Consider the following 13,159-nt stretch of genomic DNA (forward strand, 5'->3'; position numbering starts at 1 on the left):
TCGTTAAAGTTGAAATAATTTGTTTGCGCTTGTGCACATGATCGCTGCCAGAACCAGTCTAAGGAATGACGCAATGTCCCAACGCTCTAACTTCTTCTTCCTTGCCGAACACGACCCGGTTTTCAATAAGTTGGCCGCAAGCGCCGAGCAAGCTTTCAGCAGCGATCCCAACATTACGCTGATCAAGCTCCGACAGTTGGGAGAAGCCCTAGCGCAGGACCTTGCCAGCCGTGCTGCCATCGAATTTGATGTCAAGACCACACAGGCCGACCTGCTTTACAAACTGGGCCGTGAAATCCAGCTTGATCGAAATATTGTCAGCCTCTTCCATACGCTGCGTATTGAAGGAAACAAGGCGACTCACGAGTTCAGCACTTGCCACCGGGAGGCGCTCGATGGCTTGAAAGTCGCCCGCGAACTTTGCGTCTGGTACCACCGCGCTGTTGGTAAAGCCGATAGCAAATTCAAGCCTGGTCAATTTATCACGCCAGCAGATCCCAGCGCGCCGCTGCGCGAGCTGCAAACGGAGATTGATCAACTCAAGGCACAGTTGCGCGAATCGGATCATCAACTGGGAGATAACCACCATCTGGCAGATCTGCTCAAGCGTGAAGCCGAAGAGCACGCAGAGCTCGCGCACCTAATGGAAATCGAGTCGCGCAACTACAAACAGAAGGCGGACGAGCAGGAAAAGCAACTGGCCGATTTGCGGGCCGAGCATGAACGGAATCTTGAGACCTTGCGCAAAGAGCTGGCTTCTCAAGCCAAGGTCTCTCAAGAGTTCGCCAAGAAAACCAAACGAGCGACCAGACAGTTCGATCTGGATGAAGACCTTACCCGTATTCTCATCGACCAGCAGCTCAATGAGGCGGGTTGGGAAGCCGACTCTTTAGATCTCACCTATACCAAAGGCGGGCGTCCAGAAAAGGGCAAGAACAAGGCAATTGCCGAGTGGCCTATGTCCAACCTGAATTCCAAGGCAGACTATATTCTGTTCCGCGGCCTGATGCCGATTGCTGTAGTCGAGGCCAAGCGCAAGCGCATCAACATCGCGGAGCGCATTCCCCAAGCCGAACGATACGCTCGAGGGCTCGATCCCACCGCGCACCTGACCGCCTGGAGCGAAGCGGGTCGTTCCGACGCATGGGAAGACGGAGAAGGCGGCCGCTTCCAAATCCCCTTCGCCTTCGCCTGCAATGGTCGCCCGTACATCCAGCAGCTTGCTGAGCAATCCGGTACCTGGTTCAGAGACCTTCGCAGCCCCGCCAATACCCGTCGTGCCCTGCAAGACTTCCACCGGCCAGACGATCTGCTCGACCTGCTCAAACAGGACCGGGCAAAAGCCGAAGCCAAACTTCATACAGAAGGTTTTGGCTACCTGAAGCTGCGAGACTACCAGGAGAAAGCCATCCTGGCTGTCGAAAAGGCCTTGGCTGAAGACAAACGCAATTGTCTATTGGCCATGGCCACCGGGACTGGCAAGACCCGTACGATAATCGGCCTAATGTATCGCTTCCTGAAATCGTCACGGTTCAAGCGCATCCTGTTCCTGGTAGACCGCAGTGCTCTGGGTGAACAGGCCATCGATTCGTTCCACGATATGCCATTGGAGCAGAATCAGACCCTCGCGCAAATCTACGACGTCAAGGTGCTCGGCGATATGGCGGCTGAAGCGGAGACCCGCGTCCAGGTGGCCACTGTCCAAGCCATGGTCAGTCGTATCTTCCGTTCGGATAATCCACCACCGGTTGGCGAGTTCGATTGCATCATCGTTGACGAAGCGCACCGCGGTTATACCCTTGATCAGGAGATGACTGAAGGCGAGCTTTCCGTTCGGGATCATAGCCAATACCTTTCGCAATATCGTCGCGTACTCGACTATTTCGACGCCTGTCGCATCGGGCTGACCGCCACCCCGGCGATACAGACAACGGAGATCTTCGGAAAACCGGTGTTCACCTACAGTTACCGCGAAGCGGTCGCGGATGACTGGCTGATCGATCATGAACCCCCAATCAACTACAGAACCGAGCTAAGCGAAAACGGCATTCATTTTGACAGAGGCGATAAGGTCAGCGTAATCAACACGCAAACTGGCGAAGTCGACGTCGCCGAGCTGGAAGATGAGCTGGATTTCCAAATCGAATCATTCAACCGCCGAGTGATTACACCTGACTTCGACCGGGTCATCTGCGAAGCCCTTGCTGGAGATATCGACCCAAACGGCGAAGAGAAATCCATGATCTTTTGCGTCAGTCAGGCTCACGCGGAAAGGGTGAAAAACCTTCTCGACTCGGCCTTCAAGGATATCTACGAGGAGAGCTACAACCAGGCTGCGGTACAGGTCATCACAGGCCAGAGCGACCATGTTGAAAGTCGTATTCGCCATTTTAAGAACGAGAAATATCCCAATATCGCGATTACCGTCGACCTATTGACCACCGGTATTGATGTGCCCTCGATCTGCAACCTGGTGTTCATGCGTCGCGTGCGTTCTCGCATCCTCTATGAGCAAATGAAAGGCCGCGCGACCCGGCGCTGCGATGACATAGGCAAGACCGTATTCCGCATCTATGACCCAGTGGACCTGTACGCCAGCCTGGAATCGGTCGATACGATGCGGCCACTGGTAAAAGACCCGAGCATCACGTTGGAGCAATTGCTGGATGAAATTACCAGCGACCATAGCCACGAAGCGCCGGGCAACAATGAGCAGACGAGTCATGCCCATGACGTACTAGACCAACTCAACCAGCGCATCATGCGTATCCTGCGCAAGGCCCAGCACAGAGCTGAGACGCGGCCGGACATCAAGCATAAACTCGATGAGCTACATGAACTCTGGGGAGTAGAGCCGGCTAGCCTACACCAGCATCTTCATGAGCTGGGCCCCCAGCAAGCAGCAAATTTCGTTCGTCAGCACAGCCAGTTGCTCAATCAGCTTGCCACGGTGAACGAGTTGCTCGGTACCTATCGTTATCCGGTGATCTCGCATCACCCGGATAAGCTGTTGGTCCGTGAACAAAGTTATGGTCATTACGGCAAGCCTTCCGACTATCTGGACAGCTTTCGCGAATTCATCCACCTGCAGATCAACCAATCCGCGGCCCTGTCTGTAGTGGTAAACCGCCCGAAAGATCTGACACGTGAACAACTCCGCGAGATCCGCCTGTTGCTCGATCAGAATGCATTCGGTGAAGCCAGTCTGCGTAGCGCCTGGTTCAATAACAGTAATCAGGAAATCGCTGCCAGCGTGATCGGCTACATTCGTCAGGCTGCACTGGGTGAAGCGCTGATTCCTTTTGAGCAGAGGGTCGCCAACGCCATGCAGAAAATCTATGCCCTTCAACCCTGGAACCAGGTTCAGCGCAGATGGCTGGATCGCCTGGCGACCCAATTGGTCCATGAAATTGTGGTCGATAAGCAGCAACTGAACCGTGCATTTTCCAATGACGGCGGATTGAAAAGGCTCGACAAGCTGCTTGGAGGCCAACTGGAGCAAGTGCTGGAAACACTCGGCGATAACCTCTGGTCCGCCGCCGCGTGATCAGCCGGGGGCGTCGGGATGGTCTCTTGCAATGTCAGGCAGATCTCCATAGGCTCTCGCGCAACATGATGGCCAGCTTCGGCCACTGCAAACCTTTTCTTTCGATTTTTACATAGGTCGATGACTCGCATGGGGCTTCCACGCCTTTCCCGATCGACCTGATACCTTCTTTTCTCAGAGTATCCAATGATCAATAATGACATCGTCCAGAAACTCTGGAACCTCTGCGACGTCCTGCGCGACGACGGCATCAATTACAGCGACTACGTTACCGAGTTGGTCCTGCTGCTGTTCATCAAGATGGAATACGAGCAGGTTCAGAACAACGACGACTTCAACCACAAGCTGCCGGCCGGTGCCCGCTGGCCAGACCTGTCGAACAAGTCAGGTCTGGAGCTGCTCAACTACTACCGCCAAATGCTCCTGGATCTGGGCAAGAACAGCGATCCCTTAATCGCCGCCATCTACACTGATGCCCAGACGCGCCTCAAGGAGCCGCGTCATCTCGAACAGCTAGTAAAGAGCCTGGACGGAATCGACTGGTTCAGCGCGCGCGAGGACGGGCTCGGCGACCTTTATGAAGGTCTGTTGGAAAAGAACGCCAACGAGACAAAATCCGGAGCGGGCCAGTACTTTACCCCTCGCCCGCTAATCGACAGCATCGTTCGCTGCATCAAACCGCTGGCTGGCGAGACCATTCAAGACCCGGCAGCTGGCACCGCTGGCTTTCTGATCGCAGCAGACGCTTATGTCAAGAGCCAAACCGACGATTACTACTATCTGGACGATAAGGCGCGCACCTTCCAGCGCAGCAAGGCTTTCATAGGTGTGGAACTGGTCCCCGGCACCCGCCGCCTGGCGCTGATGAACACCTTGCTGCACGGTATGGAGGGCGACAACGAAGGAGTTGTCCACCAAGGCAACGCCCTTGGCCAGGTCGGTGCCAACTTGCCAAAGGTCGACGTAATCCTTTCCAACCCGCCCTTCGGCACGGCTAAAGGCGGTGGCGGCCCTACCCGTGATGACCTGACCTATAAGACCAGCAATAAGCAGTTGGCCTTTCTCCAGCACATCTACCGTGGTCTTAAGTCTGGTGGTCGCGCCGCCGTGGTGCTGCCGGACAACGTCTTGTTCGAAGTCGGTGTCGGCACCGACGTGCGCCGCGACTTGATGGATAAGTGCAACCTGCACACCATCCTGCGTCTGCCCACCGGCATCTTCTACGCCCAAGGCGTGAAGACTAACGTGCTGTTCTTCCAGAAGGGCACCACCGATAACCCGCGCCAGGAGCAAGGCTGTACCCAGCGCGTGTGGGTCTATGACCTGCGCAGCAATATGCCCAACTTCGGCAAGCGCACTCCATTCGGCAACAGCCACCTCAAACCCTTCGAAAAAGCCTATGGCGAGGATGCCAACGGTAATAGCCCACGCGCCGAAAATGTCGAAGGTATCGGAGAAACCAGCCGCTTCCGCGTGTTTACCCGCGAGCAAATCCGCGAGCGTGGCGACTCACTGGACATCAGCTGGCTCAAGGATGCGTCCAGCCTAGACGCCTCCGACCTCCCCGACCCGGAAACGCTGGCCGGCGAAGCCATGGCCGAACTGACCGAAGCTCTGCATGAGCTAGAAGAACTGATGAAGGCGCTAGGTGCCGGCGATGAAGTGGCGGTGCAGAAGCAACTAATGGCCGAGGTAATGGGGCTGGAAGTGGGAGCTGGAGAATGAGTGGCGGGTTGCCGACAGGCTGGACGAGCTTTACTTTGCTGGATATCGGCGGTGTTTCGGGGGGCAAGACCCCTTCAAAAGCCAACGCTGAATTCTGGTCTAGCCCCGATGTACCGTGGGTGTCGCCCAAGGACATGAAGAGAGATTTGCTGGTAGATGCCGAAGACCGGATTTCTCAAATGGCCGTCGGCGCGGCCGGAATGACACTTTATCCGGCCGGCGCAGTCTTGATGGTGACCCGCAGCGGTATTCTTCAGCACACCTTCCCAGTTGCCCTGGCTGGTGTCGAGTTGACCGTTAATCAGGACATCAAGGTTCTCCGCCCCATTGAGGGCATAAACCCTGAGTTCGCGTTTTACATGCTCAAGAGTTTTGGGGGGGAAATTCTTTCGGCATGTTCCAAAGATGGAACGACCGTTCAAAGCATCGACTCGGAAAAGCTCGGAGCTTTCCCGTTCCCCTTGGCGCCAGCAGACGAACAAATCCGCATCGCTCAAAAACTCGATGAACTGCTGGCTCAAGTTGACACCCTCAAAGCCCGAATCGACGCTATCCCCACCCTTTTCAAACGCTTCCGCCAATCCGTCCTTGCCGCAGCGGTTTCCGGGCGGTTAACGGAGGAGTGGCGAAAGCAAAATCAGTCAACAGGGACTGGTGAAGATGTAATTAAAAATGACAGGCTAGCAAAATTAGCGCTACTGAATGAGCAGCCTGAACTCAAAAAGAAAAAGTCCTCTGTACAGTCTGACATTGACGAGAGTTACCTCTTCGAAATACCTGAAAGCTGGTGTTTCACTACTTGGGGAAAAATTTCCGAGTGGATTACTTACGGGTTCACTCGGCCTATGCCTAAGTCCGAGTCGGGTAAAAAACTTCTGACGGCCAAAGACGTTCAACGTTTTGAACTTGAACTTATAGACTGCGGGTTGACAACGACAGAGGCCTTCGAGGCTCTCTCAGACAAAGACAAGCCCATCAAAGGCGACTTACTAATCACTAAGGATGGAAGCATTGGGCGCGCAGCTCTTGTAAAAACTGAGGAAGATTTCTGCATCAATCAGAGCGTTGCTGTCTGCTGGCTACGATCCACAACGATGAACAAGCGTTACCTTGAACTGTTATCGAACAGCGATTTCACACAACGCTTCGTGAGGGACAAAGCACAGGGAATGGCCATTCAGCATCTGTCGATTATCGATTTCGCCAAATGCCCTATACCAGTGCCATCAAACACGGAGCAAGATGAAATTGTCCGCCGCATTGAACAACTCTTCGCCTTCGCCGACCAACTGGAAACAACAGTCGCCTCGGCCAAAAGCCGTATAGGTCACCTGACCCAAAGCATTCTGGCGAAAGCCTTCCGTGGCGAACTGGTGCCGCAAGACCCCAACGACGAACCGGCCAGCGTGCTGCTGGAGCGCATCCAAACCCAACGCGCCGCCCTCAAGGCCAAGCGCGGACGCAAGGCTTCGGCCTGAGCCGAGTAAGTAAGCAATAATATGGCCACTCTCACTTTCCAAGCCGTTATGCGGCCCTACGTCTAGCTGAGCAACTGAATCAGCAATTTTCGGTGGTGGCCCAATCGCTTCCAAATGATTAGGACGGTGAGTTGATAGTAATACCGGGTGGCGTCGGAGTGGTCTTTCAGGTGCTGAGTGAAAAACCAGCGCATATGTTTTAGCTGCCAGGTCCAGGGATTATCTTGCTGCCATCGTTGCTGAATGACCGCTTGCATGATTCGGGCTTGGCGTAGGTGTCGTTGCTGCGTGACCTTTGAGCCATTCAGTACGCCGCACAGGAACAGCGCCATATCGAACTGTCTGCTCATGATCGGCCACCAATGTACGCCGACACCACATCGATCCGGTTATGCCCGAGTTCAAGGCTGATCTGTTGCCGCGCCTGTCGATCTAGTTCACTGTCAATGTGATGACAGTGACCACCGTTGAGTGGTGCGGCGTGGCCCGTGAGCTGTTCGTAACGCTCGCAGGCGTAGGCCGCTCGCAGTTCATGAAAGCCTTTCAGTCCGTGTTCATGCAACGTTTCGCGGGCGGGGAGTACGATCTGATGCAGGAACGCGGCGTAGCTTTCGTCGCGGGCCAGCAAGTTGCGGCTGCCGGACGGCGAGGCATTACGAGCCAACTGCAGGGCCGCCTTCACCTCTTCATTGGCCACAACCCAGCGCGGCGCTGATGCGCCTGAGCGGCCGCCCTTGGTGCCGTCCTGGATGTTGATGCGGCCCAAGTGTTCGGCTTCGCGGTGCAATCGCGGCAGATCAGCCAGTATCGCTTCGCGCAGGCGCATGCCGGTTGCTCGGGCCAGACGGACAATCGCGGCCACCCGCTCGTGGTGTTGTTCGCCCAGTACCTCAAGCACTCGCCGCACCTGTTGGCGGTCTTGGCCATCCGGTGCGCGGGTGCGTACGCTTGAGCGCTTCTGTCCCAACGCCTGACTCGGGCTGGCGATCCTCACGTCCTGATCACCGCGCAGCGCAGCGAGGGTGCGGTTGACGCTGCTCAGGCGGTTCTGCGCGGTGGCGATGCAGAGTTCACCTTGCTGGATCTGCTGGCGCAGGTAAGCGGCGTAGTCTTGCAGCGTCTGTCGATCAATCTGGCGCGCATCGTTGTAACCGGGGCCGTCCTCTGACCGACACCAACGCACGAACGCTTGCCAACGATCGCTATGCGCTTTAACCGTGGCGAAGTGGCCACCGGCAAACAGATCCTTGAGCGCTTGCGGGCCGGCGTAACTTAGCTGGCGGCCATAGCCAAAGTTGCGACCATCACGCCGACCGACCAAGGCCATCGTCATCACCGTTTTCGTTTGTTTGCAGAAAGAGCAGCAAGGCTTTCCAGTGAGGGCTGAGCCGGTCCACCTGCTGCCAGTGTGTCGGGCGGATCAGGAGGGCGTTCTCGTGGTGTTGCAGCAGTGCCCCTTCCTCGCGCAGTTGCTTGATCAGCCGGGCGAGGAGGGCAGGGTCCAAGGGTGGTGTGGCGACAGCGGCGACAGCGGCGACAGTCGCGACAACCCGCGTCGTTTCTGGCCTGGCGCGTGGCGACAGGGTGGCGACAGAGGCGGCGACACGCCGCGATTCTGGCTGCGCTTGATGTTGCGCCTGGTAGCGGCGCACCGCGTCATTGAGGCGAAACATGGCGGACCTCGAACGTTTTTCCGTCGCGGCTGCTCAGCCAGCGATGCGTGATCAGCACGACTAATAAAGAAGCGGTATGGTCAGCGCTCTTGCGGGCAAAACGAGGACCGTTGCGATTAACGTCGCGGACGGTGAAGTGGGTCCAGCCTTTCTGCACCAACCAGCGCAGCAGCCGATCCGCTTCTTCGCGTCGACTATTGACCGGCTCCTGTTCGGTCAGGCGCTGAATCTCGGCCAGGTAGTAATCCATCAACGTGGAGGCGCGCTGGATGTGTGCTTCATCCAACACACCGGCCTCTTCAACCATGGCCAGCACGCCCGCGATACGCAGTACATTCGCCGCCGCCTTGCCCGCGACAGGCTGGACGCCGGCCAGCTCGCCGAACTCGCCAGACTGACATTCGATGGTGTCGTGAATATCAATCCAGACCCGGCGGGCACGGGAAGTCAGCTCCAGTGTGGCGGGATTGAGTGACCCATCCCGGTGAAGCGACCAGGGCTGTTGCAGCAGGGCGGTGATCCGTTGTTGGTAGCGCTGGACTCTGACATCCCGGCTAAGGTCGATCGCCTTGTAGAGGCGCTGGCCGACCAGGCGCTCGGGCCAACTGATCAGGCAACGACCGAGGATGCCTTGGCCATTGATCACCGGATCTTTGAACAGCTGGTTGGCCAGGTAGGGCTGCAGCATCAGGTGCAGGCTGAGGCGGCGGTCATAGGCACGCAGGCTTTCTCCGGCCATGGAGCGCGCCCGGTCGATCGGGCTGCCATCCCACAGTGTCGACAAGGTGGTGATCGCTTTGAGCAGATTCTCTTTGCTCATGGTGCTGCTGCCCAAGAACTGGCCACCTTCATCATTGAACAAGCCCATGCTGGGCAAGCCATGGCACAGACTTTTGACCAGAGCCTCAATGGTGGGCTCGGCAATGATCAGTCTCGGCGGTACCGGCTCGGATAGCTCACCGCCTTCCACCCTCCGCGTGTTTCTTTGAGGTTTTGGGTTTGGCCATGATGCTGGTAGCGGCGCGATAGGCTTTGAGCTTTTCCGCATACAGGGTCCACTGCTGTCGTTCCCAGTCGCGTGCCGCCTTCAGTGCCAGATGGTCCACCGCGCTTTTGCGATCCCCCGAGGACGCCACCGTCAGTAGGTAGAGGGACAGCGGATAGGTTCGGCCGTCAAGTTGGGCATTGGCATGACCCTGGCTCACCAAGGCAGTGGTAGCCAGCACCGACTGTGCAGCCATGGCGCAGGGCACGCCGATCACCTCGGCCAGTCGTTCGACCGCAGGGCCTAACAAATCCCCGAGTGCTTCGACCGGGTAGGGCAGTGGCGCCTGCTGGTATTCCAGCAATGGTTGTGGTGGCTCGAACGCTTCGCACAGTTGCATCGCTATTCTCCTGAGATTATCGACTTCGTCCTCACTCATCCCGCCACGGTTGTTGAGTGATATCAGGGATCAAGGCCCCTGCGACCTGTGAGGTTTGTCCACCAACGCGGGACTGACGGCTCCTTACGGCCGGGAGCTTGGGCATCTCATGATCTGGCCTCCTGAACACCGATAGCGGTGGGCGGGTGGAGGCTGCACTGGCTGACGAGACCGGTGTCGCGAGATCCTGAGTCGGGTGAAGGCAGTGATGCGATGACTGGGGCATGCCTGACTGTCAGTCAGGTGCAGTCCATTTCATGGGCTGCGGCACCATCATCGGCATCGCTGTGGCGAGTGAGCATTCGGTGTTTGTCACGCCGATTGTCACGAGGGGGAAAGCCGCAAAGGCGCGTGCGAGCAGGGCTGCAGCAGTGTGAGATGCGCCCGTCTCTTTAGGGGGCAAAGAGACGGGCAAAAGGTTGGCGCAAGAAATAGCCAAGCGGATAAGTTGCTGCAGAGCAGCCAGGAGGGGGCATGAGTTGCCGCAGTGGGCATTCTGGAAGAAGTGGCATCCATCACATCGCTGTGACCGTGCGAGCCGCCGGACGCTAATCGCACTTGGGGAAAACCACCACGATGTGGCGTAGCCTCAAAGGTTCTGGCTACCTGGGTTGCTGTCGAGGGCAGCGCTTGTACGGTTCTGGTTTAGCGCTCGTTCCGCTCGCGGTCAACCGTATTTTGGGGGTGACTCTTGCGCCTATTGGTAGCGCTGGAAGACCTTGGAAGTCGGTGGCATTACATGGCTGGGTGGTCGTTCGTCGTTTTTTAATGTGAGCCCATGCGAGTGGGAATGCGGAGCCTTCCCGCTCGCGTGGGCTTGGCCGAGAAAGCCCAAAGAGCGAGGCTTGCAGCGGCGACAGTCGCCATATCTCTCGCCATGCTGCAGGCCAGGTATTACACGGGTTGTCGCCGGTGTCGCCGCTGTCGCCAAATCAACCATCACTCCATCTGGGGAGTCATTTTCGGTTACCGGCGGCGTCCGGTGAGCGCTCACCGTATCGGCACGACGTTGTGGTCTCTGGTTTGATTGATCGCAGATGCCGACAGGTTGCCAGTGGCCGCTTTTTTGATGTGCTCACTCCACCAAGCCATCATCGGACGCCGGCGCTCGATGTAGTCCGCTCGGTTGTAGGCACTTCGGACTTCGTCTTTGTCGACATGCGCCAGCGCGACTTCAATCAGCTCCGGATCCCAGCCATGCTCGTTCAGGATGGTGCTGGCCATGGAGCGCATGCCGTGGCTGACCAAGCGGTCCTGGAAGCCCATGCGTTTCAACGCCATGTTGGCGGTCTGGCTGTTGGCGTGGGTGCGCGGATTTCTATCTGCCGGGAACACGTATTCCCTGTGGCCGCTGTGGGGCTTGAGCGTCTCCAGTAACGCGAGTGCCTGTTCGGTCAGCGGGATGGTATGCGGGCGACGCTTTTTCATGCGCTCCGGTGGGATGGTCCAAATGCGTTTGTCGAAATCGATGTCTGCCCACCGAGTGGTGGCTGCCTCGACAGGGCGGGTCATCGTGTGCAACTGCCATTCGATCAGACAGCGCGTGACTCGCTTGATGCTGGCATTCGCGATTTCCATCATGAGCTCCGGAAGCTCGTCAGGTCGTAGCGCGGCCATGTTCTCTTTTCTGGGTTTCTTGAACACCGCCCGAATGCCACTGAGGGGGTTCGCAAAGATAAGTCCTGAATTGACCCCGTAGGTCATGATCTCGTTGAGTCGTTGGCTCAGCCGCTTCACTGTTTCGAGGCTGCCTTTGGCCTCAATCGGGCGAAGGAGCTTGATCACCATAGGAGCACTGACTTCAGAAAGCGGCGTCGATTTCATGCTCGGGAAAACATGCAGCGTGAGTGAACGCCAAATGTCCTCGGCATACGCTGGCGTCACTGAGTCTTTCTTCAGTTCGAACCAGGCGGTGGCTATCTTCTCGAAGGTGTGTTCGGTCTCAGCCAATCTGGCTTGCCTTTGCTCATCGCGCTGGGCTTTGGGATCAATGCCTTGAGCAAGTAGCTCTCGCGCCTCGACTGCTTTCTTCCGAGCATTCGCTAATGAGAGGTCGGGGTATGGACCGAGCGCCATATTAAGACGGCTTCTGGTCAACGGCTCGCGATAATTGAAATTCCACATCATCGAGCCGCTGGCGCGTACTCGAAGCTGCAGGCCGTCGCCGTCGCTGAGGACGAAGTCTTTACCAGTTGCCTTGACTGCCTTGAGCTGGCGATCGGAGAGGCGGGTTGCGTTAGTAGGCATGGGGGCTACCTCCAGCACCGTTTTGGTATCCTGAAAGTAGCACTTGGCAGCCCGGGATACCACCTGGGATACCAAAGCGCCTGGAACTCAGAAATTCTCAAAAGTCCCCAGAAGCCCTGGAAGCCGCGTATTTACCGGATTTCAGGCACAAAAAAAGACGTCCGTGGACGCCTTTAGATGATGAAGTGGTGGAGCCGGGGGGATTTGAACCCCCGTCCGCCAGTACTCCGCTGTCGGTACTACATGCGTAGCCGTGTCTATTAAGTTAACCCTCAGCGACCCGACGGGCAGGGTGCTTTGGGCGAGTTGTGTAAGTTTTAGCCGCTTCGTCCACAACGTACTGCACGGCGATTCTGTTCTATATGACAATCACTTTGGGTTTACAGACATCCCCTGATGATTGCTGGACCCGAAGGTACCAGAAGTGTTTTAGGCAGCCAGAGCTGCGTTTTCAACACCGTAGGTTTCGTCATTGGCAACTATAGAAGTTGCAACAGTGGATTTACGAGTTCTGTTACCAACTCGGCATGCACCTAAAGTTTCGCAACCGGCGTCGAATCCTAAACGGCCCCGAGCCTGACGCTTCGTGGATCTACTGAAGCGGCAAGCACCTGCAGTGTACGCCAATCCGCGTCTGAGGCCAACCCGAAGGTTGGCCCTCAGCGGTCAGGAGCTTTTACCGTCTTTGCTGACGTTCTGGATCTCCTGGATGGTCTGGGTGGTTTCGGAGATGCATTTCTCGGTGCCTTCCTTGGTGTTCATGGCTTGATGGGCCTTGGCCTGCTGGATGCTGGCCTCGACTTTAGCCTCGATATCCGAGCCCTGATACTGGGTCTTCGCGTTCTCGATGGTTTTCAGGTTGGTATCACAGAGATCGGCGGCAAACGAAGACGACGCCAGCATGGAGGCAGTGACGAACAGACCTAGCAGTACAGAGCGTTTCATGTGTCTCTCCTTGACCCAAGGGCAGCATTTGCTGGCCATCAGGACTACCAATTTGAGGAAGTCCTGCGTTTGCAGGACCTGCTTAGTGGACTGCCGTCGTTCGCCAGGGTTCTATTTTTT

Annotated in this window: 8 protein-coding genes, 1 other RNA gene and 1 pseudogene; 3 read left to right on the forward strand and 7 right to left on the reverse strand. The window is 56.9% G+C overall.

Annotated elements, in window-relative coordinates:
* Positions 1 to 73 precede the first annotated feature (73 nt).
* The 3 genes from hsdR to Q7F16_RS04760 all read left to right on the forward strand — a co-directional run bounded on the left by hsdR (position 74) and on the right by Q7F16_RS04760 (position 6,750).
* Positions 74 to 3,547 (forward strand): type I restriction-modification system endonuclease, encoded by a 3,474-nt coding sequence (gene hsdR / locus Q7F16_RS04750; RefSeq protein ID WP_409555990.1) that lies wholly within the window; start codon positions 74 to 76, stop codon positions 3,545 to 3,547.
* A 186-nt stretch (positions 3,548 to 3,733) separates the two neighbouring features.
* Entirely contained in the window at positions 3,734 to 5,272 is a 1,539-nt protein-coding gene (locus Q7F16_RS04755; RefSeq protein WP_409555989.1) for a class I SAM-dependent DNA methyltransferase, read from the forward strand.
* Positions 5,269 to 6,750, forward strand: coding sequence for a restriction endonuclease subunit S (locus tag Q7F16_RS04760; protein ID WP_409555988.1), 1,482 nt, complete (start codon positions 5,269 to 5,271; stop codon positions 6,748 to 6,750). The genes Q7F16_RS04755 and Q7F16_RS04760 overlap by 4 nt, the downstream gene beginning before the upstream one ends.
* Before the next feature lie 62 nt (positions 6,751 to 6,812).
* On the opposite strand, the gene Q7F16_RS04765 is transcribed toward Q7F16_RS04760, so the two are convergent.
* From Q7F16_RS04765 to Q7F16_RS04795, 7 genes and pseudogenes are all read right to left on the reverse strand, one after another.
* Complete coding sequence (locus Q7F16_RS04765; RefSeq protein ID WP_409555987.1) at positions 6,813 to 7,100, reverse strand: hypothetical protein; 288 nt, start codon at positions 7,098 to 7,100, stop codon at positions 6,813 to 6,815.
* Positions 7,097 to 8,077, reverse strand: a complete 981-nt coding sequence (locus Q7F16_RS04770; protein ID WP_409556038.1) for an integrase domain-containing protein — start codon at positions 8,075 to 8,077, stop codon at positions 7,097 to 7,099. The genes Q7F16_RS04765 and Q7F16_RS04770 overlap by 4 nt, the downstream gene beginning before the upstream one ends.
* Positions 8,055 to 8,423, reverse strand: coding sequence for a hypothetical protein (locus Q7F16_RS04775; RefSeq protein WP_409555986.1), 369 nt, complete (start codon positions 8,421 to 8,423; stop codon positions 8,055 to 8,057). The genes Q7F16_RS04770 and Q7F16_RS04775 overlap by 23 nt, the downstream gene beginning before the upstream one ends.
* A pseudogene (locus Q7F16_RS04780) lies at positions 8,407 to 9,808 on the reverse strand (YfjI family protein). The gene Q7F16_RS04775 and the pseudogene Q7F16_RS04780 overlap by 17 nt, the downstream one beginning before the upstream one ends.
* A gap of 1,029 nt (positions 9,809 to 10,837) precedes the next feature.
* Positions 10,838 to 12,094, reverse strand: coding sequence for an integrase domain-containing protein (locus Q7F16_RS04785; RefSeq protein WP_409555985.1), 1,257 nt, complete (start codon positions 12,092 to 12,094; stop codon positions 10,838 to 10,840).
* A gap of 186 nt (positions 12,095 to 12,280) precedes the next feature.
* Positions 12,281 to 12,666: a transfer-messenger RNA gene (ssrA, locus tag Q7F16_RS04790) on the reverse strand.
* A gap of 94 nt (positions 12,667 to 12,760) precedes the next feature.
* Positions 12,761 to 13,039, reverse strand: coding sequence for a hypothetical protein (locus tag Q7F16_RS04795; RefSeq protein WP_409555984.1), 279 nt, complete (start codon positions 13,037 to 13,039; stop codon positions 12,761 to 12,763).
* Between the last annotated feature and the right edge of the window lie 120 nt (positions 13,040 to 13,159).

The sequence above is a fragment of the Pseudomonas sp. Lb2C2 genome (assembly GCF_052112205.1).
Taxonomy (GTDB): domain Bacteria; phylum Pseudomonadota; class Gammaproteobacteria; order Pseudomonadales; family Pseudomonadaceae; genus Aquipseudomonas; species Aquipseudomonas kilonensis.

Coding starts and splice junctions, on each gene's coding strand:
- hsdR (WP_409555990.1), top strand. CDS start 74: ATGTCCCAACGCTCTAACTTCTTCTTCCTTGCCGAACACGACCCGGTT.
- Q7F16_RS04755 (WP_409555989.1), top strand. CDS start 3,734: ATGATCAATAATGACATCGTCCAGAAACTCTGGAACCTCTGCGACGTC.
- Q7F16_RS04760 (WP_409555988.1), top strand. CDS start 5,269: ATGAGTGGCGGGTTGCCGACAGGCTGGACGAGCTTTACTTTGCTGGAT.
- Q7F16_RS04765 (WP_409555987.1), bottom strand. CDS start 7,100: ATGAGCAGACAGTTCGATATGGCGCTGTTCCTGTGCGGCGTACTGAAT.
- Q7F16_RS04770 (WP_409556038.1), bottom strand. CDS start 8,077: ATGGCCTTGGTCGGTCGGCGTGATGGTCGCAACTTTGGCTATGGCCGC.
- Q7F16_RS04775 (WP_409555986.1), bottom strand. CDS start 8,423: ATGTTTCGCCTCAATGACGCGGTGCGCCGCTACCAGGCGCAACATCAA.
- Q7F16_RS04785 (WP_409555985.1), bottom strand. CDS start 12,094: ATGCCTACTAACGCAACCCGCCTCTCCGATCGCCAGCTCAAGGCAGTC.
- Q7F16_RS04795 (WP_409555984.1), bottom strand. CDS start 13,039: ATGAAACGCTCTGTACTGCTAGGTCTGTTCGTCACTGCCTCCATGCTG.